The sequence below is a fragment of the Aeoliella mucimassa genome, assembly GCF_007748035.1.
Lineage (GTDB): Bacteria > Planctomycetota > Planctomycetia > Pirellulales > Lacipirellulaceae > Aeoliella > Aeoliella mucimassa.
On the sequence record NZ_CP036278.1, the window covers coordinates 4194249 to 4217144 of the forward strand.

The 22896-nt window shown below is 56.6% G+C and carries 13 protein-coding genes; 7 read left to right on the forward strand and 6 right to left on the reverse strand.

The features are described from left to right. The first annotated feature begins 371 nt into the window (after nt 1-371). Together Pan181_RS16385 and Pan181_RS16390 are read left to right on the forward strand one after the other, a co-directional pair. Nucleotides 372-1496, forward strand: coding sequence for an aminotransferase class I/II-fold pyridoxal phosphate-dependent enzyme (locus tag Pan181_RS16385; RefSeq protein ID WP_197528420.1), 1125 nt, complete (start codon nt 372-374; stop codon nt 1494-1496). 52 nt (nt 1497-1548) lie between these two features. Then, on the forward strand, nt 1549-2745 hold the full coding sequence (locus Pan181_RS16390; RefSeq protein WP_145248230.1) for a DUF819 family protein: 1197 nt from the start codon (nt 1549-1551) through the stop codon (nt 2743-2745). Between the two features lie 21 nt (nt 2746-2766). Here Pan181_RS16390 and Pan181_RS16395 read toward each other — a convergent pair whose 3' ends face one another. Next, on the reverse strand, nt 2767-5241 hold the full coding sequence (locus Pan181_RS16395) for an alpha-L-arabinofuranosidase C-terminal domain-containing protein (RefSeq protein WP_197528421.1): 2475 nt from the start codon (nt 5239-5241) through the stop codon (nt 2767-2769). 418 nt (nt 5242-5659) lie between these two features. On the opposite strand from Pan181_RS16395, the gene Pan181_RS16400 reads away from it, so the two are divergent. Continuing rightward, on the forward strand, nt 5660-6634 hold the full coding sequence (locus Pan181_RS16400) for a cation diffusion facilitator family transporter (RefSeq protein WP_145248233.1): 975 nt from the start codon (nt 5660-5662) through the stop codon (nt 6632-6634). 14 nt (nt 6635-6648) lie between these two features. Here Pan181_RS16400 and Pan181_RS16405 read toward each other — a convergent pair whose 3' ends face one another. The 3 genes from Pan181_RS16405 to Pan181_RS16415 all read right to left on the reverse strand — a co-directional run bounded on the left by Pan181_RS16405 (nt 6649) and on the right by Pan181_RS16415 (nt 15819). Then, nucleotides 6649-10821: a beta strand repeat-containing protein gene (locus Pan181_RS16405; RefSeq protein ID WP_197528422.1), complete on the reverse strand. Its 4173-nt coding sequence runs from the start codon at nt 10819-10821 to the stop codon at nt 6649-6651. A 283-nt stretch (nt 10822-11104) separates the two neighbouring features. Next, the gene (locus Pan181_RS16410; RefSeq protein WP_145248237.1) at nt 11105-14491 is read right to left on the reverse strand and encodes a hypothetical protein; all 3387 of its coding nucleotides are present in this window, start codon (nt 14489-14491) and stop codon (nt 11105-11107) included. 278 nt (nt 14492-14769) lie between these two features. Next, complete coding sequence (locus Pan181_RS16415) at nt 14770-15819, reverse strand: DUF1559 domain-containing protein (RefSeq protein WP_145248239.1); 1050 nt, start codon at nt 15817-15819, stop codon at nt 14770-14772. Nucleotides 15820-15906: 87 nt separating this feature from the next. Here Pan181_RS16415 and Pan181_RS26800 point away from each other — a divergent pair, with 87 nt between their 5' ends. From Pan181_RS26800 to Pan181_RS16430, 3 genes are all read left to right on the forward strand, one after another. Beyond that, nucleotides 15907-16041, forward strand: coding sequence for a hypothetical protein (locus tag Pan181_RS26800; protein WP_261342232.1), 135 nt, complete (start codon nt 15907-15909; stop codon nt 16039-16041). A 969-nt stretch (nt 16042-17010) separates the two neighbouring features. Continuing rightward, complete coding sequence (locus Pan181_RS16425) at nt 17011-17427, forward strand: hypothetical protein (RefSeq protein ID WP_145248243.1); 417 nt, start codon at nt 17011-17013, stop codon at nt 17425-17427. A 32-nt stretch (nt 17428-17459) separates the two neighbouring features. Next, nucleotides 17460-19019, forward strand: coding sequence for a hypothetical protein (locus Pan181_RS16430; protein ID WP_145248245.1), 1560 nt, complete (start codon nt 17460-17462; stop codon nt 19017-19019). On the opposite strand, the gene Pan181_RS16435 is transcribed toward Pan181_RS16430, so the two are convergent. Both Pan181_RS16435 and Pan181_RS16440 read right to left on the reverse strand, forming a co-directional pair. Continuing rightward, on the reverse strand, nt 19007-19654 hold the full coding sequence (locus tag Pan181_RS16435) for an IS630 family transposase (RefSeq protein WP_145244957.1): 648 nt from the start codon (nt 19652-19654) through the stop codon (nt 19007-19009). The two genes, Pan181_RS16430 and Pan181_RS16435, sit on opposite strands and share 13 nt — an antisense overlap. Then, nucleotides 19642-20106: a helix-turn-helix domain-containing protein gene (locus Pan181_RS16440; protein WP_145244956.1), complete on the reverse strand. Its 465-nt coding sequence runs from the start codon at nt 20104-20106 to the stop codon at nt 19642-19644. The genes Pan181_RS16435 and Pan181_RS16440 overlap by 13 nt, the downstream gene beginning before the upstream one ends. A 227-nt stretch (nt 20107-20333) precedes the next feature. Between Pan181_RS16440 and Pan181_RS16450 the strand changes: the two genes are divergently transcribed. After that, complete coding sequence (locus tag Pan181_RS16450) at nt 20334-22730, forward strand: FAD-dependent oxidoreductase (protein WP_145248249.1); 2397 nt, start codon at nt 20334-20336, stop codon at nt 22728-22730. The last annotated feature ends 166 nt before the right edge of the window (nt 22731-22896 follow it).

The window sequence follows — 22896 nt, forward strand, 5'->3', positions numbered from 1 at the left end:
TCCAGCAGTCCGGTGCGCAGATAGCTGAAAGCGCATAATCTGGGTAAATTCGCGCAAGGCCACCAATACCGCTAACTGACAACAATGGCTTGCGGTTAAGAGGCAGGACGCACTCGTTCACTCCAGGGCACATTATCGATTTCGCTCGATCACCTCGCATGAAAACAATGTGCGCAACTTTCGTACGATTATGCGCACAAGGAACCGCATCGACTTTACGGTGGATATACTGAGTCTGCTTCGCACGTCGAGCATTCCCTTCGGTGCGTGCTCAAGGTCGTTACGCCCGCGTGAGTGACGACGCAACCTGTTATGGCAACCAGCTGTTCGCCTGTTTGCCTTGAGGCTGAAAGGCCCACTTCATGCAACTGATGCTGTCAGCTCCCGGTACTAGCACTACGATCGACGGAAGATCGTATCTGTACTTTGGCGGCACCGGCTATCTCGGTTTGCAATGCCACCCGCAAGTGATCGAAGCCGCCTGCGAGGCGACGCGCAGGTGGGGAGTGGGTTCGGCCACGAATCGTGGGGGATGGGGCACGACACCGCCGGTACAAGAAGTCGAACACCGCGCGGCCCAGTTTTGGCAGTGCGACGACGCCTACTACTTTGCCTCGGGCTACTCGTGCAACCACATCCTGCTGTCGGCTATTCACCGGTCGGTCGATATGTTGTTTGTCGACGAGTTTGCTCACTTCAGCATCGAAGATGCGTGCCGATTCTTCCGATTGCCGATAGTCCGCTTTCGACATCGCGATGCCATGGCGCTAAGCGAATCGCTGGGCGAACATTTGCCTCCAGGGGCAGTTCCGCTGGTGTTCAGCGATGGTGTCTTCGCCTCGCGGGGTAGTCTGGCTCCCGTCCAACAGTATCTCGAAGTGTTGCAAGTGTACGACCACGCAGCATTGTGCCTCGACGATTGTCACGCGGTGGGGGTGCTGGGGACACGTGGTTGGGGAACCTACGAGCACTTTGGTCTCGATACCGCACAGGTGAATGACTTGCCACTTAGCAGCGCTGCTCCGCGACTTTTTGCTACCGGAACCTTGAGCAAGGCATTCGGTGGGCATGGTGGAATTGTTTACGGCTCCACGCGGTTCATTCACGCCGCGCGCGATGGCAGCGACTACTTCCGCGGCGCCAGCGCCCCAGCCACTCCAGCAGCGGCCGCCAGCGCGATGGGTCTGCAGCTAGTCACCGAGAATCCCGAGATCGTTTACCGATTACAACGCAACGCGAAGTACCTGAGAGCGGGCCTCCGCTCACTGGGGCTGGAAGTCGATTCATCGCCTGTCCCTTTCGTCGGCATCACTCTCGGGGATGGAGCAAACATGGCACGCCTGCAGCAGTCGCTCGCCAGTGATCAGATTCTCGTCGCCCATTCGCGATGCTACTCAGGATTGGATGCCGACGGGGCGCTGCGAATCGCCGTGTTTGCCACCCATACCACGGAAATGATCGATCAATTGCTCACCGCGCTGGCCAAGCACTTGTAAAATCATAAATTGCCGACCATTCACGTTATCCACGGAAGCTCTTAAACCTACGATGTTCAACACTCCCTTGATCCATCCCGATAACACCTGGGCGCTATGGGCCGTAATCGTCACTGGCACCGCGCTTGCGATTTGGCTCGAACAAACCTATCGCTGGGCGGCGAAGATCAGCGGTCCGTTTATCGCCTTGCTATTGGCGATGCTGCTCTCGAACACCGGAGTGATGCCAACCGAGGCCAAGGCTTATGGCGTTGTGTCGGATTACCTGGTACCGCTGGCGATTCCATTGCTGCTACTCCGCGCAAACGTGTTTCGCATCGCAAAAGAAACAGGACCCATGTTCATGGCGTTTCATCTAAGTGTGCTGGGCACGATGCTCGGGGCCGTGTTCGCCACGATGGTGCTTCACAATCAAGTCGAGCAGGTCAGCGAAACGGCTGGCATCATGACAGCCAGCTATACCGGCGGAGCGGTGAATTTTTTCGCCGTGCGGGAGGCGTTCACGTTAAGCGAAAACTTGGTAAGCCCGCTGCTGGTGGCCGACAACTTCATCATGGCCGGAGTATTCCTGCTGCTTCTGGCGATCGGCGGCAACGCAACCATGAAGCGCTGGTATGGCCTGAGCGAAGAAGCCACTAGCGACGACAGCAGCGATGGAACGTCGGCCAGCGTTCACTGGAAACCACAACCGATCAGTCTACTCGACTTGGCCAAATCGTTTGCCATTTCATTGTGTGTAGTGGCCGTCGCCAGCACGCTGGGTGGGTGGATTCGTGGAACTTTTCCCGACTCGCTGCTAGGCACCGTGCTTGGCAACGACTTTGTGTTGATCACCTTCCTATCGGTGATCCTGGCCACCCTGTTTCGGAGAAGCCTTGAGAAGATCAACGGAGCGAACGAACTCGGCACGTTGATGCTCTACATCTTTCTGTTCGCCATCGGATTGCCAGCCGATCTGTTAGCGGTGCTTGGCAACGTTCCGATGTTGTTTGTGTTCTGCCTGATCATCGCGGTGACCAACCTATTGGTCACGTTAATCCTGGGGCGGCTGCTGCATCTCGACCTGCGAGAACTGTTGGTCTGCGTCAGCGCGACTCTCGGCGGCCCCCCGACTGCCGTAGCCATCGCGATCACCCAAGGCTGGAAGCACCTTATCGTCCCCGCAACGCTCGTGGGCATCTGGGGTTACGTGATCGGCACGTTCCTCGGTGTGTTTATCGGAGAAACGCTTCTGCGGGTGCTTGGCTAGCTTCTGCCTGCTAAACCAGTGTTACTTGGTTTTCAGCCGCAGTACGGTAAACGACCAAGCGGGGTACTCGCGAGTGAAGCGAGGTCCGCTAACTGTTTCGGTGCTTTCCGTGGGGGCCACCTGCTTGGGTTGGGCGATGGAGTTCTCGGCTTCAGGATCGTCGGAGGCCAAGGTAATGACCGTGCATTGATCGCTCGCGAGTTCGGCGCCCGATAGATCGATTTCTATCTCGCAAGGCTTGGCGGTTGGATTCACGACCTTCACGATGGTTTCCTGCGACTCGTTATCGTAGCTTCCCACCGCATACAGCTGAGGGATCTCCGGCCCTGGCATCGCACAGGCGTGCACCATCTGGCCATCGAGATAGCAGGCCACCTTGCCGCCCGACATCTCGACGCGCACTTCGTACCACTGCCCGTTGTCGATCCGCCCGTCGACTTCGTCGGCGACTACGGGAACATCCCAGTGAGTTGCCTGGCGGCTGAGGAGTTGGTGCTTTCCGCGGGCGTTGCCGAGGTTCCACTCGATCCGTGAACCTCCGTCAGTGTTGCGGAAGAGAATCATCGGGCCACCGCGCCCATCGAGCTTGCGAACCTCGAGCGTGAGAGTTCCCTCGGCCCATTGGTAATCGCCGATCATGGCTCTCGCGTAGCCCGACGGATTCGACTGACGAACCACTTCGGGGGCGACTAGCCAGCGACTCCCCAGCCCAACCTGCAACACCTCGTTGGCATCGATCTCTGGCTGCTCAAAGAGCACCTTCCCCTGACTCTCGTACTTAATGTTGCGATACTCGACGCTGGCGTCGACACTACCCACGCCGATCTTGCCACCGAATGGTTGCCGAGGGCGGGAGTCGCTCACTTCGGTCGGACGAGTTTGATCGCCGAGGTGGTGACTGAATAGCAACTGCGTGTAATAGGAGGGCGAGCCGTACGACTCGAGATTATCAAACCAGAGTAGATTCGGCCGCCATTGCCACGCCTGTTCGTGCCCCATCAGCGGGGCGTAGGCACTCATGTCGACGATGTCGCCATTGCGTTCGATACCGGTAAGAAACGCTGCCTCGGCCAAGGCACACCTGAGCGTATTGCGATTCAGCGGACTTACCAGCTGCACCGACTGCGAAGCGTACTCGCCCATGAACACCTTCGGCCCGCTGCGATCGTAGTTATCATAACGGGTCGCTTCGCGCATGAACCAATCGGGCGAGGCGTAGCAGTGCTCGTCGACGATCGGCACCTTCAGCTCTCTCAAGATCGGCCAGGCGTAGTCGAAACGCTCGCCGGCTGGAAATGGGCCTGAAGTGGAAATCAACTCGACCTCGGGATGGCGAGCTTCGAGCACCGTGGCAAACCGCCGATACCGCTCGAAATACTCGGGCCCCCACTGCTCGTTGCCAACTCCCAATAGCCTGAGATTGAATGGTTCGGGATGCCCCATCGCCGCGCGACGCCCACCCCACTCGCTGGTCACTGGACCGTTGGCGAACTCAATGAGATCAAGCGCGTCTTGAATGTATGGTTCAAGCTGGTCGAGCGGCACTAATTCACCAGAGTTGAACTGGCAAGCCATGCCGCAATTGATGATCGGCATCGGCTCGGCACCAATGTCTTCGGCCAACTGAAAGTACTCAAAGAACCCGACGTCGAACGACTGGTAGTAATCCGGCGCAGGGCGATGGGCGAACTCGGTGTTCCAGCGATTCACGATGAGCCGCCGCTCATCGCGAGGACCAATGGTCGACTTCCACTGATAGCGATACTTCAGCTCGCTCCCCTCCACGATGCAACCACCGGGAAAGCGAAAGAACGCCGGCTTCATGTCGGCCAACAACTGAACCAGATCCTTCCGCAGGCCGTGCGGGTGGCCCTTCCAGGTATCGGTCGTGCAGAGCGACACCAAATCGAGGTCGACCAACCCTTTATTGCGCATGAGCAATTGCAAGCTGGCGTTCGCATCGGTCTTCGAAGGGGTAAGCATCAACTCGATAGGTTGCCAGGCCGAACCGCGGATGGCACACGTTTGCTCGGCAAGCACCTGGTCGTCGTCTCCAACCAGTCGGACGACGAGCGGGATTTCGGCTCCCGCGGTCGAGCGAGCTTGGGCGGTGAATCGATAGGTCTCACCCTGATGAAGCCCGATGCCGCGGTACCCGTTGTTCTCCACTCCACCGGTCTGCGACGAGTCGTCGGACGTGAGTCGCAAGAAGGTTGGATTCGCCGATTTGATGCCTGCATCGGTGCTGGCCTGCACCTCGACTCCTTCACCGACCCGCGTCCAGCCCAGCAGCGATTTGGGAATCTCCATCGAGCCATTGATCACCTGTTCGGCACTGAATCCCCCATCGGCACCGAAGTTGATGTCCTCGAAGAACACACCGACCAATTGCGGACTGATTTCGTGCCCCGCCGACTCGCAGTCGACCGTCACGGTGGCGTCGGCCGCCCAGGACGAAGTGGCCAAAAGTACCGAGAGAAATGCCCAATATCGCATCGCTAAGGACTGCATGACAATTTGCACCAGAACAGGAGATGGAAGAGGATTTTCATTAATTTTAAATACATATCCAACCGTCGGTAGTGGTCAATCACACGCGATCTCACTTACCCCAGGCAAGCCATCTCAGTCGTTTTGCATAACGCTCTTCAGCATCCCCCCCCAGCGCCAAGGTTTTGAGGCATAGAAACCTACTGCAAATCGCTCAGCGAACAAGCGGTTGCGATGGCGATGGGCTACGCTTGCTATAGACACACCAGGAATACGCAGAGATCAGTAGAGTAGCAGCCCGCGATTTGGCTTGCATCAACAAACGAAGTGCTTTGCCCGGCAGCTCAATGCTAGTGCTTGGTCCCCCTGTTTAATTCGGCATCGATCTGGTGCAATAGGTTCCCCCAAAACCCATTCGATGGCCATGAACTTTTGGCGTGTCACCTCTGTTGCCCCCGCATGCTTTGTGAATTCTCGTAGCTCCAACCACGCTGTGGATCCTTACCGCGAAGTCACGCGGGCTGCCCAAATTGGCCTGGCTGCTAATCTGGGTTTAGGCATCGTGAAACTCATAGGCGGCATCGTGGGACATTCGTTCGCCCTGGTGGCCGACTCGGTGAATTCGCTGGGAGACTCGATCAGCACCTTAGTAGTGCTCTACGCACTGAAAGTCGCTCAGCGCCCTCCCGACAAAGAACATCCCTACGGGCATAGCCGCGCGGAGGGCATTGCCGCTTCGAACGTGGCGCTGCTGGTGGTACTGTCGGCCGTGGTGGTTGGTTGGGAGGCGATTCGCCGCTTCGGTGTCGCCCACGAGTTGCCCCCCACTTGGACGTTGTGGATTGCTGGCTCGAACGTCGTGATCAAGGAAGCGTTGTACCACTACAAAATGCGAGTGGGCCGGCGAACTGGTTCGGCGGTGATGATGGCCAACGCGTGGGATCATCGCAGCGATGCCTTATGCGCCCTGGCGGTACTCATCGGCTTGGCCGCAATCTCCTTGGGAGGCAATCAGTACATCTGGGCCGACGAAGTCGCGTCGTTGATTGTTGCGACTGCCATCATCTGGTCAGGTATTCAACTCTTTCGGCAAAGCGCTAGCGAGTTGATGGATGCCCAGGCCGCGGACGACCTGGTGCAATCCATTAGAGAATATGCCATCGCTCACCCCGAAGTCCAAGGTGTCGAAACGCTCTGGGTTCGCAAATCAGGCTTAGAGTTCTTTGCCGACATTCACTTGGAAGTCGATCGCAAGCTCACCATTGCCGAGGGACACACAATTGGGCATCGCGTGAAGGATCACTTGCTTCACGAGTTTCCGCAGTTGCGCGACGTGCTCGTGCACCTCGAACCGTTCCCTCGTGAAGAGCCACCCGCGACTACGGATGACGCTTCATAGTGAGCATTGCGCGACTACACCGCACGGCGGCGAGCGACGACCAATGCGGCCGTCGCTGCCACCAGCAGGAAGATGGAAGTAGGCTCTGGCACGGCCGCTCCCCCAACAGCGTCGAGAGAGGCTGCCCAGGTCGCACCAAAATTGCCCTTCCATACGTCGTAGTCGGCGACAGTTACGCCGTCGATGCCATCGCCATTGCCGTTGAGGGCGTCGTCGGTATCGGCTCCGAGGTTGTCGCGCCAAACCGTGTAGTCGGCGATGCTCACGACGCCGTCGCCGTTGAAGTCGCCTTCGAGCGGCTGAAGTACAATCGCCAGCATACCCTCGGTCAGCAACTCGCTATCGTCCCACACAAGGCCTAATTCCAACGCGGGGAGCATCAAGGTCGGCGAGCCGGAAATCGTGCCCGTAACATTCAACAGATTAAACGTGTCGCCCGCCTGTCCCGAGAAGGTATCGAGTAGGTTGACTTCCAACGTACCATCCAAAATCAGATCACCAGTAACCGATAGACTGTCGTAACTCTCCAGACCATTCATGTCGAAAGCAAGCGTTGCGCCGAGTTGCAGATCGAAGTCTCCATCGACTGTCGCTCGGAAGTTCTGGATCCCATCGGTGGTGCTTACTGTAACATCGTCGACGGTCCACGCATCGTTGTGCGAGCCAAAACCAATCAGGCCCGTTCCACCGGTTTGCAACGCCGGGTTGGTGAGATTCACGGTGTAGTTGCTGGTGCCATCGCTGGCGGTAAACGACACCTCACCTGCTGTGGCGTTGTGTACCAGCGTCACGTCCCACGGAACGTTATTGGCAAAGTTGCCCGTGGTGCCCGAGGGAACATTCGTCAGTGTTTGCGGAGTATCGTCCACCACTTGGATAATCGAGATTCCGTAACCTTGATTCACCTGGGCGTAGAAGTAGTTATCCTGATCGACGTAACCAAACACCACCGAAGCATCTGCGTATCCACCGCTCGGATCGCTCTGACCAATGGTCGCCGACACGATATCGACCGCACCACTCGCATCAAGCGGTGAGATCGCCATGCTTCCATTGTGGGCGTTGCCGGTGTCCGGGAAGTCGGTATTCGCATTGGTTTGATTGAGCGAAACTGACGAGCTTACTCCATTCGCACCGCTCATCAGCTCGAAGACCGCGTCGTCGTTGCCGGTTTGCGTTGAAGTAGAAGAGCGGCCATCGATCAACTGCCAACCGCTCATCGACGGGGTGTTGGTCACCGCGTTGCCGGTGAACACGACTCCGGTTGCCGGTGGGCCGAAGCCTTCAAAGTCTTCGCCGGTGACCGTGGGAGTGCTGAGCACGTAACCATCACCACCGATACGGATGGTAGAGCCCGACTTCGCGACGAGATCACCGCCGATGGTGATCACCTGTTTCTGCTCGTTACCAACTTCCAGGGTCGAACCGCTTTCGGCTGTGATCGATCCGTAGTTGCTATTTGCAATCGCCAGCGTGACCACACCGGTACCGCTGAGAACCACTAGAGCGGTGCCCTTAATCGCCTCGCCGGTGATGGTGTAGTTTTTGGTGTTGTTGTTAAAATTGATTTCGCCCGCGTAGACTTCTTGAGCCACGACAACATCGGTTGTTCCGGTGGCCGAATCGTCGAACGTCACACGATCGAGGTTCATGAACCGGGTGGATCCGCCAGTCCAGTTCGGATCGGCGTTGATGTCCCAGTAGGCACTCGTGCTTCCTTTCCAAGTCAAGTTGGCCGCCGAACCACTTACCTGCAGATTCACGCTATCGGAATCGGTTGCCATGCTAAGTGCAAACCGGGTGTTGGTGATCAACTCGCCATCAGCATCGACCAACGTCGGCTCATAGCTAGCAGCCGTAGCCGATCCGTTGAGCGAACCAGCCGCGCGAATCAAGGTATAGGTACCGCTAGCCAAGGTGCCTTGGGGAGTGATCTGCACTGCGAAACGCCCGGAGCTTCCCAGGGCATCGTTCGCAGTCACGTTGCCCGAGACGTCAATCAGATCGTTCTCGCCATTGTCGACATCGTGCGAATCGCCAAGCTTGAATTTCAGCGCCCCGGTGGGGGTCGAGCTGTACGTGGTCATCGACAGGTTGCCCGCTACGTCGAGCGTCCCGACCTTGTCGCCAGGGGCCAAAATGGCATCGTCGAAGTAGCCGAGATTACCAGTGACCTGCCCTGCCCCGCCGATCGTCTGACCAACCTGCATGTTGTAGACGCCGAACGAGGAGACATCCATCGTCGCCGCCTCCGACACATGAATCACTGGGCTGGCGAGTTCGCCGATGTCGCCAGGGCCGGCGACTACTTTCAGTGTGCCCTCTTCCACCAGTGTGGAGCCGTACCAGAAGTGATCTACAGCGCTCGAAGGACTAGACAAAGTGAGCGTGCCGGTGCCGCGTTTGATGACGTTGATATTGTTGTTCGCGTTCGTGTCGGCAATACCATCGGGCGACAGGGTTTGGTCTTCGTTGTTGATGAGGTCGACAAGTTCCCCCAGGTCATCGGCCGCACAGTCGGAAATGTACCCAGTGATGTTTGTGTTACCAGCACCCGAGAAAATGTAATTCCTCGTGCCTGCGGAATCGCTCGCGGTAAGCACGCCCCCGAGCTGGAGTGTTTGAGAAGCGACGGCCGATTCGATGGTAACGTCGCCAACATCGCGGATGTAAACGTTGCCATTCCAATTATTGTTGCCTTCGCTCAGCAGATGTGGCACCTCGGCTTCTTCGTCTAAACGCGCATCAAACTGCAGAATCTCATCGGCCACGGTGATGTTATTCGTAAGTTTTAGCTGACCTATGTTGCGATCACCTGGTACGCCGACGTAGGTTCTTGATTCAAAGGTGCCTTGCGTCCCGAACACACCAGTATCGGAGACGACCATGACACCAGCGCTGATGCGATAGACGCCGTCGAAGTTCTTCGGCGAATCGAACACAATCACTTCATCCAATAGCGAGTTACTGAGCACAAAGGTGCCATCGCCGGTGATATCGTGATTAAAGGTGCCGGAGAATCCACCACCGAGTGGCTCACCTTCGTCGTCGAGGAAGCCTTGTGCGACAAACAGAGCGTCGGTTTCTATGTTGAGGTCGTCGTTAATCGAGTTGATATTAGTCGCTCGCAAAATACCAGCTTGTACATTGGTAACACCCGTGTAGGTATTGTCGCCTCCCAGGTAGAGATCGCCGCCACCTACTTTATTCAGTCCACTTGTGCCAGCGATACTGGCGTTGATCGTCGCCTGACCTTCGATCGTCGCTGCTCCGGTAAGAGTAAGCGCGCTGAATCCATCGCTCTCGAGTACGTACTCACCATTCGCGGCCTGGAACAGCAGGCCGCCGATCTCGGCATTCGTGTCGACCGTTACCACTCGCTCGTCGGTCACGACGTTTCCAAATAACGCCAGCACTCCACCGTCGGGTACGACTCCGCCCGACCAGTTTGCCGTGTCGCCATAGTTTCCATCGGCGTCGACCGCCCACTGGATGACCGAAGAAGTCGGCATCGCCACGCCAGTGACGTCTTGATAAGCGGATGCACCGGTGCTGAATCGGAAAGCGTCGAGCGCACCAGGACCGGCACCGTAAACAGTGACCCCCATGTCGCTAATGCCATCGTCTCCGTCCCAGTTACGACCAAGATATGACTCGTCGGGTAGCAATGGATCAATCGCGGTGACGTCGGGATTGTACCACCAAGAGAGTATATCGGAGCCGCCTGGGTTGAGTTGCAAACGCCCCAGCATCAGGAACGGGCTTGCATCCATGGCATAATCGTTCGCTCCCCCACCAGGTTCGCGAAAGATCTCCATCATCGAATCATCCAAGCCCCGCATGAGGAACCGCCCACCGTTGTCCATCGCATCGAACGTAAGACCTGTGCGTGCGGATACCGAACCATTCACACTGCCGATGAACGAAAACCAAATGTCGGCATCGCTTGTGGTTGGTGCTGCCAATCCGCGGTAGGCACTCGCTGCTCCTCCTGCGTTTTCAATATGCTGAGCGGTACCACTTTGCGAGATGGCATAGTTGGTGGAAGCCGGTGCAATTAGATTGCCTGCGACAACGTTGGTTTCTTCTGTGGTGGCATTGGTGAAGGTTGAGCCATCGGCCCAACCAGTTCCGCCCCCCTGCCCCGCGAGTACACCCGCTGTGACGTCGTTAAAATCGTGGGTCACTAGTTGTGCATGAGAATTTGATATTAGCGTTAGGCTTAAGATACAAAGAGCCGCCGTTAGCATCGCTTGCCGTAACATGGTTCAAGAATCCTCTAGAACAGTAGAAGTTAGAGAAGTAGTGCGATCGCAGATAGAAAGTCGTAAGGCAACGAGCGTGATACTCGCTGACCAGTGCAGTTTAGGACGTTTGGAAGAGAGTTAAACATGAGATTAGGTGTTAAGAACCTAACGACTTGAACTTACAGTTGCCAGCAGATTCGCGCAAAACAACTGAACAATTGCGTCACTCAGCAGCAACACGATGGCGGTTCTTCCATCGGATCATCGCTGGCAACACAACGGAGACGCTAGCCAACGCCACCGAAGTTGGTTCAGGTGTGGGAGTGGAGTTAGAACTTGTTTGACCACTGGGGTTCGTATCGCCAAAGTGGTCGCGCCAGATTTGGTAATCGCCGGCATCAATCACTCCGCTCCTGTCTCCATCGGCGCTACTGCCATGGCTAACTCGCATTCCTAACTTGTCCCTCCACACGGTGTAGTCGGCCAGATTCACGATACCATCCCCGTTATAGTCCCCTGCCAAGGGGATAGAGACCGAGTAAGTAAACCACGCTGTCGCGTTTGTCGACGTATTCGAAGAGATACGCACCCAGTGGGCGGAGTAACCATCGGCAAAACTGTGCACCAACGATTCCCCAGGCTGCACCGTGAGCGTGTCGTACACCGACCATTCGTCGGTACCCAGAAAATCGACTTCGATCGTAAACTCCACAGCTGTCGCAGCGTCGTGCGACAGTTCCAACTGTTTCTGGTCATATCCTGCCATCAAGTACGGATCGGAGGCCGCGTTCGCTTCGACCGCGGTATCCTTCCATGGTCCACCGACTCCGGCAGGAGCTCCGAACGACCAGAGATCGTCGACGTTGCCAAACCAAAGAGCCACCTTTCCATCGTTCGACTGAACGCAGTGCCCCTCAGCAGCCGACTCGGCGGATACGCCGGAGAGTACCAGCATACCTCGCCAGGACATGAAGTCGAAAATATCGAGGTTGTGCGTCGTTATCGGCACCATGCGGCGGACTCCCCCTCCGGCGAACTCCTTCGGCACTTCGTAGATGGTGCCATGGGCGTTGAGCAGATTGCGTTCGGTCACCACCTCGCGCATTCCGCGTCGCCAACCGGAGGAAGTTTCGCTGTCGAATATATCGAGCCCCTTCGGTAGTCGGAAACGCTGCCCTTGATCAGTGAGGATGACCGAGGCCTCGTCGACTTCAAAATCCTGGGTAGTTGCCGCTTCGCTCCGCAGACTTGCTTCGTCCGCCGAGTCGACCGCCACCAATTCCAACGCAGCGGTCGTTGGGTTCAACTGTGCCTGATAGTATCCGGTGCCGACAATCTGCCCGCTGGCGTCCAATTGGTCGGCGGCAAACTCCAGTTTGAAGTCGCTGCCTGCCATCGATCGGAGCACTCCCTGCGACCGTGGTTCAGGAACCATCGGATCGGAGAGTCCCGCTGTCAGAGTGGGATTCAGTTGCCGGGCTGGATTCGCGACATGCAGATAAGCGGTTGCCGAATCGAGGGCTCGATCCGATTTCACTCGCATCCATTGGGCGTCAAGATTCTTTGGCATCAAGTAATAGCCATAGCTGCCTCGCTGGTCGCCGTTGCCTTCGACAGTCACCTGCTCCAGTGGCTGCCAAGCACCAGTGCCATTAGTGTCGACCTCGACCGTGAAGGTAACTGCCTCGTCGCTATGGTGCTGGAAGTGGACCACTCGATCGCGAAAGCCACTTATCAGAAACGCATCCGAGGTCTCGTCTGCTGCGACAGCGTCGTTTACCCAAACACCGCCGAATCCCTTGGGGGGACCGCCATACTGTTCGATTTCGGACTTATCGAGAAACAGGATATTCGAATTTGCCCGCGGCAATATATTGTTGCCCAGCTGAATGGAAGCATCGTTCGCTGCCAGAACGATTTGATCTCCATCCTCTACAAAGTCAACAATCATCTTATGATGCGATGCAATCGGCTTCACACCTGATGGGTTGGTAGCCGAAAACTCCTCGGGCACGAGGAACAGCATGCCATGATGACTCATGAGATAGCCAGCTTCGAGGCCGACGTCGCGGATGCGCGGCCACTCGGTGTACCATCCGTTGGGATGCCCATGCGTGTAACTGCTCTTGGGCATGCGAAACTTGGTCCACTCGCCAGTGGATGCATCGCGGGTGTTGATAAACATCGACTCGTCGTCCCAGCCGGTGGCCCAAATGGTGTCGGTACTGTCGGCCTGCATATCGACCGGCCCCCGCCGACTGGTAACTTCGGTGTACTGGGCCGAGTCGTCCACAATGGTCCAGGCGGCCAATTGCTCGGCATCCCCTTGGCCGTCCCACTCAACAAGACCGCCCTTGCTGGTGCTATCGCCACCGTTGTTGGTAAAAAACAGTCGTCCTTGGCCGGTGTAGAGTCCCTTACCATGCACGCCAGGCAAGTTTTTCTGAATGCTGTTGCCGATGGAGTCGAAATTGCCATCGACTCGCAACGTGGTGATCGCAGGCTGAGTCAAGTCGGTAAAGTCGACCTCGTAGAGTCCTTCTTCCATCGTCATGTAATACAACTTGTTCGGATCATACAGATGAGCGGCGGTGCCGGTGATTCGCCCCACCAAGTCCCCCGCTGCGAGATTAGTCGCTGGCAAGTAGCGAATGGTGTCGCTGGAATCAATGTACGCCGCGCCTACGATGTCGATTCCCAAGGAAGAGGAATGGTACCGATTTGCGTCGGTATTGCCGGGGTAGTCGTGATAGGTGGTATGCTCAAGCGTCGAAAGATCCACCGAGTATAGTTCGTCGGTCCCACCGGCGGTAATGTGGGGGCCGTACGTCATGAACCACAGCTTGTCGTTTCGATTCACGAGCGCTGCAACCGCGACCTCGTTGTGGGTGCTGGTTACCGCGGTGTGCGGATAGATGCCGCTATAGGCAACCGGCGAGGTTGGGGTGATGACAGTTGTGTTGTTAGCTACCGCTCCTGGCGTGGCGATCACCGACACGTTGTCGATATCGAAACCCACTCCATCCCAGCGATCGTTCAGCGAAAGCGATCGGGCACCGCTGGCATCGGCGCTGTTTTGAAACACCTTCAGATCCGACAGTACCTGACTACCATCGAGCTGCACTCCCCACGAAGCGGCCCCGGCGACGCCCGACCCCCAGTTTGAACCAGTGAGCACAAGATTGTGCCAAACATCAGCTGTAATCGCCGGTAAGTCGAGCGATTGCCAACTACCGTTGTAGGCCTGCCAGGTGTCGTTCCAGTATCGCAGATTTAGTGCCGAATCCGTGGGAGTCGGCGAATTGCTGCTACCGTTGACCATCAGATTGAACATGCGCCGGTTGGTCTGCAGTGGATCGATGCGAAAGTCCATCGCGATGGTAAAATCGCTGGCTGCGGTTGCCTGGCGGTCCAGATTGAACAGGCTTAGCCCCAGGCCCGCCTCGCTGCCATCGCCGGTGACTCCCTGCACTCTTGCGTAGTAATCCGAAGGCCCCGCCCCATCGGCAAGAGACGAAACGACTTCGGTGCCGGTGCCTTCGGTCGTCGCCCACTGACTCGCAAACTGCCCTGATTCGAACGTATCGTTCAGCACCACGACCTGGGCCATAGAATTCGCGCCACACCAAAATAGAGCGGCACATACTAACCATCGCAACATCGAACCAACCATGAGAAGCTCACCTTAAGAAGCCAAAACGTTCTATACGTCCCCACAAGCATGGTAGGAATCAGGAGCCTTACCCCTCCTCGGGCATAGCAAGTACACACCATCCACTGCACGGCAACGAGGCCGCTGTCTGGCTCCGTCGCGTTCACCATGGAACGCGACAGAGCGATTAGCAGTAGTGCTCGACCTACGTCAATCGCTGACGCTAGTCATGTGTGCTAACGCTGAGGTGGGGGTGGAGTCGAGGAACCATTGCAGGGGCGGTCGACCGTTGCGTCGATCACTCCCTGTTCGTCCACTTCCGACCCATTACGGGTTGCCAGGTTTCGCAACACCCCGAGATCGATCTCTTTCTCGATCAGCGATACACTTCCATCGGCATAAGCAAACTGGGCTCCACCTGGATGCTCGCTGCCGAAGAACAGGTCATTGAACAAAACCGTTTTGGGAGTGTCACCAGTTTCGTTGGCAACGTAATAACCAACGTCTTGCGGAGTGACGATACCGTAGCGAATGTTTTTGGAACCGTGGCTACAAACCTTGGTGAACGCTCCCGGAGCCCCGCTGTAGAAGGCCCCATGGAAGTACGTACGAAGTTGGTACGTACGTTCGCCCATGGCCAAGGTCTGGCTGGTGCCATCGGTGATTTCACGTATTTTTACGGTTCCGTAGGGGAAAAACACTCCGTCGGTGTAAACCTGACCGCAGTGGCTATTCTCGAGCAACTGAGCAGTGGCTTTGGCTTGGCGGCTGCCATTTTTTTGTAAGCAGTAGCTGTTTCGTCCCGCCCCCATCACCCCGTAGTAGGTGGAAGTCGACTGCCCCTGGCTCCAGTCTTCGTAGGCTTCCTCGGTTCGGCTAGGACACCAAAACAGTGGAAGCTTGATGGCTGTCAACTGTTGCGACAGGTTCGAAAGGTGCCCTTCGGCATCCATCTCGTCGTCTACCAATTCGCCTAGCTGCGATTGCTCCACATAGGGTAGCAACTGCACATGCAGGCCAGAGCTTTGGTCTTCCGAGGTTCGCGCCAGCGTTGCGGATGTGGGAAACTCTCCCATCGCGGTGTGGTAGTTATGCGCTGCCAGCATCATGTTCTTAAGATTGTTGCTGCACGTCATCCGACGAGCTGCTTCTCGGGCTGCCTGCACCGCCGGCAAGAGCAAGGCAACCAAGATTCCGATGATGGCGATAACCACCAACAACTCAACCAACGTAAAGCCATTGAATGTCGACCTTGTCGACTTCCTTCCACCGAGAAAAGTCATCATGGAACTCCCAAGAAAAGAATGGGGATAACCTCGCACGCCCTCGACCGCGTGCGCGGCCTGCCGAGCCCCATCGCTAAGCTCCTAGCGATGGCCGAATCTTACCGCTTTGCGTTTTTCGAAGCCAGCGGATATTGCGAAAAAAACCTGCACTATCGCGACACGCTGGTGCGTTCCTACAAGAGCACAAAGTCTCCTTTGCGTCGCCGTTTCAAGACTCCCTAATCCGCACATTCCATCTTCACCTTCCACGGAGTTCGACAATCTTCCAACGGACACTATTCACAAAACAGATGCAGTTGCGTCGCTCGATAACCTACCTGAAACTCACCGCTTGAACGCGAGTAATGGTGATTGGTGGCAAGCCCTGTAAGCTGGGTAAAGGCCTGTCCTCCGACCGCAAGCTAACGGACGCCTGTTTTCTCTGATCGACTGTTTTTTGATGGAAAGTGGCCACCCATGGTGTTCTAATGGACATGTAACACAGTTTGTCGGCTGTCGGCTTATTGAGTGATAGGAGAACGCGTTAGGTAAGGCTTTACACTGGGACCGAACAACTAGCGACACGCTGGCGAATGAGTGCTTGCGTGGGCGTTGACTGCTGCGCGCACGCCTAACCGGTCGTGGGATAGCGTCCTCCCCAACTCCCAACTCCCAACTACCAACCAAAATAGATTCCCACCGATGGGAAACTATTTTGGGCACTTTCCTTGGAGGTGTTGATGCAACTTACTGCTGGCAAAAGACTTGCGATAAGTGCGCAGCGGGAAAATAGATTCCCACTCGATGCGTTTTGGGAAATGGGAATCTATTCGAGGCTGAAAACCACTGGTTTTGTAGCGTGCGTGCAGATTCAATTTTCCCATCGGTGGGAAAATTGGGAATCTATTCGTGAGCGGTGGGAATCTATTTCGCCCGTGGGACTCGTACGAGGAAGAAACTAGTGACTTTGGGAAGAGCAGAGACTTGCTCATGAGTTTAACGTGAGCCTGCAACGAAGCAGAAAACGCCCCAACAGCGATTCAACATAGCTCCCCGCAGGAGGACGCAATAGTGCAGATTAATTGCGCGTTGTTGCCTTGTTTGAAGTTGCCATGGCTTCGTAAGATGACACCCACGAAGTTACCACCGAACTATCGGCGAGAGCGACTTCCTTACCTTTTCTGTGGTGCCTATCTTTGGGGACCTAGGCGGATGACATTCCGGACTACATTGTTTCTGATCGTTACCAGCACGCTATCTCTTGCTGGCTGTGGTGGATCCACCAACTACCCAGTGACTGGCACCGTGACTTGCGACGACAACGTGGTATCGACCGGGGCGGTGACCTTCGTCGGGCCCGACAACAAATCTCACGTCGCAGCGATCGACTCCAGCGGCAATTACTCGGTCAAGTTGGCCGAAGGCACCTATCAGGTAGGTATCGCTGCACCTCGCGAGCCACAAGCGACTGGGGCCGACGCGTTCAGCGCGACTCCGCTAGAGCCTTACGTGCCTGCTAGCTACAACGACCCTCGACTGTCGAACATTCAATACACAGTCGACGCAAGTAGCGACCACCGTTTCGACTTGCGTCTGCAATCCGAGAAGCAAGCCAGACGTCGCCGATAGCACCAGACATAACACGGAGAGTTTTTTCCGATATGCACAGCACTTTTCAACTACTCGCTACCCTCACTTTGCTTTGGGCGCACGCGGCGTTTGCGTCAGCGGATAGCACGCTGTTGTTCGTCAACCAGTGTGGCTACCAATCGGACTGGCCAAAACGATTTACCGCGATCCACGCCGAACCGGGCCAGGCGTTCGTGGTGCAGCAAGCTGACACTGGCGAGGTGTTGTACTCCGGGGCACTCGCGGACGGAGTGGGCGACTTCAGCGACTATCGCCCAAACAAGGCGACGACGTGCGTAATCCGCACGAACTCGAGTACCAGCGATCCGTTCGTGGTTTCTCCCGATTGGGCGCAGGACGTTTGCTACCCAGCAGCCCTCCATTTTATGGTCGACACTCGTAGCGTGGTCGGCACGCACCCTTCGGCCTACGGCGGAGGCCCCTGGCGCGACAGCACTTACTACACGTTCGAGATGCCATCGCTGGTGCTGCTCTATCTGTCGAACCCCGACTACTTTCAGAATCTACCGATCGAGATCAACTACGCAAGAGACAAGCAAAAGGTGCTGGCCAGCGACTTTGAAATCGTTCGAGCCAACGGCGACGACGGCGCACTGGAAACGGCTCGACGTTACTACCAGGAAATCGATCCTCCCGTCGGCGACAACTGTCCGGATATCGTGCAACTGATGCACTGGGGCGTCGGTTGGTACCTGCTTAGTCCAGCGACAAAGGACCCGAGCAACGACCCGCTCCCGCGACAGATTCACCCCCAAACCGTGGAACAGTTTGCGTTCTTCCTCTATGCACTCCCCGAGATCGAAGGTTACTTTACCGATTCGTTTAAAAAGCAGGCACACGATTTTGCATTCGATCAGTGGGAATCCGTCGGACTGCTAGACGTGATCACCGACGTCGGCACCCTCAAAGGTCGGCACTGCCCGGGGCACTCGATCCAGCCCAACCTATTGATGCATGAGGTCGCGAAGCGAGAAGGCCGCGCGGATGCCAAACGATTCCTACAAGCGGCGGTCGAACAAGCTCATTGGGTGATCACCCACTTCGATGCTGCTGATCCTCGCGTCACCAAAGGCCAGCGAATGAGCGAACACAAGCTCATCATGGGATTGGTAACACTGCAAAAAGACTACCCCGAGTCGGCACCTGAAGCCCTGAACGATTGGCTCCGTCATTGGACCGATGTCGTCATCGCCCGCAGTGATAACCTGTGGGACTTCCGCCGATACACCGACACCGAGTGGTCGATCCCTCGCAGCACTGGACAGCAACACTCGACGAGCGGAGCGGCTGGGTGGAATGAGCCTGGCAATCTAGCTGCGTTCCCAGGCATCTGCATGGCTGTTGCGGATCTGGATCCTGAATCGCAAAAGTCCGTTCGTCTTCGTCAGATCGGCATCGCCCAACTCGACAACCTGTTCGGGCGCAATCCGCTGGCAGCTCATACGGCCGCGTTGGCTACTGATCCTGAAAAAGGTTTTGCCGGTGCCGAGCGAGGGTGGCCCAAGCACTTCCATAACGACACTTGTGCAAGGCTCGAACTAGTACGTCGTCCCGGAAGTCATTTCCTATAGAGTTCAGGGAAGACGCGTTTGGCGTCTTTTCGATGGAAGGTCCAATTGATTTTGATTTTCTTCCGATTGCGGTCGCGTGAACAGTGGGAGAGTTCGCTTTGAACCTTGTCGAGCGAAGCCAACCGACGTCCCAGGCATTGTCGCTGTATGGCCGAGATTTCGATCTCGGCCATGTTGAGCCAACTGGCATGCTTGGGGGTAAAATGCCACACAATCCGCTCCAGCATTGGCCGAGCCGCCTCCTCGCCAAAGGTTTCGATCAACGACTTCTCGTTGTGCGTGTTGAGGTTGTCCATCACCAGATGAACCCGCTCTGCGTCGGGATAGCGCTTCAAGAGGTCGCGGACGAACCGGGCGAAGTCGGCTCGCTTGCGGTGACGCTTGGCCTGAACGAATCGCTTGCCCGCCTTCGGCTCGACCGCCACGAACACGCTGCAGGTTCCGCAGCGGCGGTACTCGTAGTCCTGCTTCGCGATCTTGCCGGGTGCCGCGGGCTCGGGCGGCCGCGCGTCGTCGACCCTCTGATAGGGCTGCTCGTCGAGGCAGACGACCGGCTCGTTCGGGTCGAGCGGCTTCTCGTACTGCTCGAGGACGTCCTCCATCCGCTCACAGAACTCGTCGTTCAGCTTGGGCACGCACCAAGTTTTTTTCGCCACGGCTTCAGGTCGTGTTCCTTGAGCCACAGCGAGACCTCCGTCACGCTGAGCGAATCGACGAAGCCTTCCTTCACCGCGTGCTCGCACAACAATTCCAGCGTCCAGCGAGCCCGTCCCTCGGGCGGCTCGCTGCACGCCAGGGCGATTACCTGTTGCTGCTGCCGCTTGGTGAACTCTGGGGGGCGGCCCGAGCGAGGCGCATCGTACACCGCCCGCTGGACGCCCTCTTCGCAGAACCGCTTTCGGACGGCTCGGACGTTGCGCGTCGTGCAGCCCACATGCTCGGCGATCTCTTCGTCGGTGCATCCCGAGTCCGATTTCAATAATATCTGGCAGCGACGCACCACTTGCGCCGCGCGGGCGCCTGAGCGTGCTAGCTGCTCCAAACCTCCACGGGCCTGGTGGTCCAGGCAAACAATGTGCTTTTTCATTCCGCAGCATATAGCAGCGGAATGGATTTCAGGAAAGACGTACTAGTACGTGGCGCCATCAGTTCGTCGGCTGCCAGCGAGCACTATCCTTACAACCCGACAGCTCCTTTCCGACACCCCGAAGGATGGACCGCCTTTAATTCCGCGCTGAATGTTGGGCTTGCCTATGCCATGGCTCCCGACCTTCTCGACTCAGCAGACCACTCCATCAACGACGCACGAGACTGATGTTACTACGTGACGATAATGCACATCGTGATCTACACTCCATCGATATCGAAGCTGATTTGGTAGTCGTCGGCGGTGGTCTGGCAGGTTGCTGCTGCGCGATCACTGCGGCCAGAGAGGGACTGCAGGTCGCTTTGGTTCAAGACCGCCCTGTGCTGGGAGGCAACGCATCAAGCGAGGTTCGACTCTGGACGCTGGGGGCCACTTCGCACATGGGCAACAACAACCGTTGGGCCCGCGAAGGTGGCGTGATCGATGAGATCCTGGTAGAGAATACCTACCGGAATCCTGAAGGCAACGCGGTGCTGCTTGATAGTCTTATTCTGGAGAAAGTCACAGCCGAGCCGAAACTACGTTTGCTGCTCAACACCTCGGTCTATGATCTTCACAAAGAGCAAGACAACACGATTTCTGCCGTGGTGGCCTTTTGTAGTCAGAATTCTACCCGCTATACGCTGCGGTCACGATTGTTTTGCGACGCCTCGGGCGATGGCATCGTTGGCTTCTTGTCGGGTGCTGCGTTTCGGATTGGCGCTGAAGCACGCTCGGAGTTCGGCGAACAACTCGCCCCCCTCAAGGAGCATCGAGAACTATTGGGGCACTCCCTCTACTTTTATACGCGTGACACTGGCCAGCCGATTCAGTACGTTGCTCCCTCGTTCGCGTTAGAAGATATCACCCAGATCCCTCGCTATAAATCATTCAATTCATCGCACCAGGGTTGTCAACTCTGGTGGATTGAGCTGGGGGGTAGCCGCGACACGGTACACGAGTCGGAAGAGATCAAGTGGGATCTTTGGAAAATCGTATATGGCGTGTGGAACCACATCAAAAACTCTGGCCAGTTCCCTGAAGCGGAAACGCTTACCTTGGAGTGGGTGGGACTCATCCCAGGCAAACGTGAGAGTCGCCGATTCGAAGGGGACTACATGCTCACCCAGCAGGACATCGTAGAGCAGCGCCCGCACAACGACGCAGTAAGCTACGGCGGGTGGGCCATCGATTTGCACCCGGTCGATTCGATCTTCAGCAAACAATCCCCCTGCACGCAGTGGCACTCCAAAGGTGTCTACGGCATTCCCTACCGTTGCATGTATAGTCGCAATATCGCTAATTTGTTTCTGGCCGGCCGGGTGATCAGCTCCTCACATATCGCGTTTGGTTCCACGCGAGTGATGGCCACCTGTGCTCACAACGCGCAGGCAGTCGGCATGGCGGCCGTACTCTGTCACAAACATCAGTTACAGCCTCGCGACGTCGGCAGTGCAGACCACATCCACGAGCTTCAGCAAGCGTTAGTGGCCAAAGGACAGTTTATCCCACAAGTGGCAGGCGTTCACCCCGACGACCTTGCTAGGCGTGCAACCGTGACGACCAGCAGTGAGTTTCAGCTGACCGAGTTCCCACCATCGGGGGAAACGGTTCCGCTCACCGATTCTCTGGCGTTGATGGTTCCCGTACGCGCTGGGCGGTGCCCTCAAATCACCATGCAAGTGGCCATTCCCTGCGATTGCGAGCTACAAGTGCAGCTTCGCACCTGCAGTCGATTGGCAAGTTTCACTCCCGATACTTTGGTTGAACAAAAGCAGGTCGCCCTCAACACAGGTCCAGCGAGCCATCTAAACATTAAGCGATCCTCGGCAAGCACCTATGCGACGAATGGACCGTATCCTTCGGCGACCTCAGCGATGGAAACATCGACGGTTCCTCAGACTCATCGATGGCATCAAGTCGCGATCGACTTCGAGCACCACTTTACTGACGATGGATATGCGTTCGTCTGCTTCATGGCGAACCCCGACGTTACCATTCAGCTAAGCAACCATCGCGTGTCGGGTTTATTGACACTCACCCAGCGAGGAGATCGCAAAGTTGCCCGCGGGGCGGTGCAGTCGCCTCCCGCGGACAGTGGTATCGACACATTTGAGTTTTGGCTGCCGGAGCGTCGCCCAGGCGGCAAGAACATTGCTGCGAGATTCTCTCCACCCGTCTCCGGTTTTCAGGGAGTCAATCTGGTAAACGGCTGGAGTCGACCGACCACAGCCCCCAATTGCTGGACAGCTGCGTTGAGTGATCCCGCCCCCGTGGTGGAGTTGCAATGGGACGAGATTCAATCGATCCAACGAATCGCGCTGTCGTTCGATACCGACTTCGACCACGCAATGGAAACCGTATTGATGGGGCATCCGGAACGGATCATGCCTTTATGCGTTCAGCGATATCGAGTGTGGGAAATGCATGGCGAACTGCTGTGCGAGAAGCACGACAATCATCAAACCCGTAACGAAATCACTTTCGACAAGCCGATACGCACCGATCGATTGCGTGTGGAAATCGATCACCCCAGCCCCCACGTACCCGCCAGTTTGTTTAGCATCAGCTGCTATGCGGAGTGAGTCTCACTCCGAAAGCTCTTCTGCCGGATTTGCGGATACGATGATTTTTCGAATCACCCCCATCGTGAGCAGTCCGCAAACCGTACCAGCCGTGAGTAAGTAGCCAGATTGCTGAGAATTGAGAGTTGCCAACGGCCTTGTTGAACAATTAGTCACAAACCTCCGT

What these genes read in the sequence shown, in the direction of transcription:
- Pan181_RS16385 (WP_197528420.1), top strand. Translation starts at nt 372, where the DNA reads ATGCTGTCAGCTCCCGGTACTAGCACTACGATCGACGGAAGATCGTAT.
- Pan181_RS16390 (WP_145248230.1), top strand. Translation starts at nt 1,549, where the DNA reads ATGTTCAACACTCCCTTGATCCATCCCGATAACACCTGGGCGCTATGG.
- Pan181_RS16395 (WP_197528421.1), bottom strand. Translation starts at nt 5,241, where the DNA reads ATGCGATATTGGGCATTTCTCTCGGTACTTTTGGCCACTTCGTCCTGG.
- Pan181_RS16400 (WP_145248233.1), top strand. Translation starts at nt 5,660, where the DNA reads ATGAACTTTTGGCGTGTCACCTCTGTTGCCCCCGCATGCTTTGTGAAT.
- Pan181_RS16410 (WP_145248237.1), bottom strand. Translation starts at nt 14,491, where the DNA reads ATGGCCCAGGTCGTGGTGCTGAACGATACGTTCGAATCAGGGCAGTTT.
- Pan181_RS16415 (WP_145248239.1), bottom strand. Translation starts at nt 15,819, where the DNA reads ATGATGACTTTTCTCGGTGGAAGGAAGTCGACAAGGTCGACATTCAAT.
- Pan181_RS26800 (WP_261342232.1), top strand. Translation starts at nt 15,907, where the DNA reads ATGGCCGAATCTTACCGCTTTGCGTTTTTCGAAGCCAGCGGATATTGC.
- Pan181_RS16425 (WP_145248243.1), top strand. Translation starts at nt 17,011, where the DNA reads ATGACATTCCGGACTACATTGTTTCTGATCGTTACCAGCACGCTATCT.
- Pan181_RS16430 (WP_145248245.1), top strand. Translation starts at nt 17,460, where the DNA reads ATGCACAGCACTTTTCAACTACTCGCTACCCTCACTTTGCTTTGGGCG.
- Pan181_RS16440 (WP_145244956.1), bottom strand. Translation starts at nt 20,106, where the DNA reads ATGAAAAAGCACATTGTTTGCCTGGACCACCAGGCCCGTGGAGGTTTG.
- Pan181_RS16450 (WP_145248249.1), top strand. Translation starts at nt 20,334, where the DNA reads ATGTTACTACGTGACGATAATGCACATCGTGATCTACACTCCATCGAT.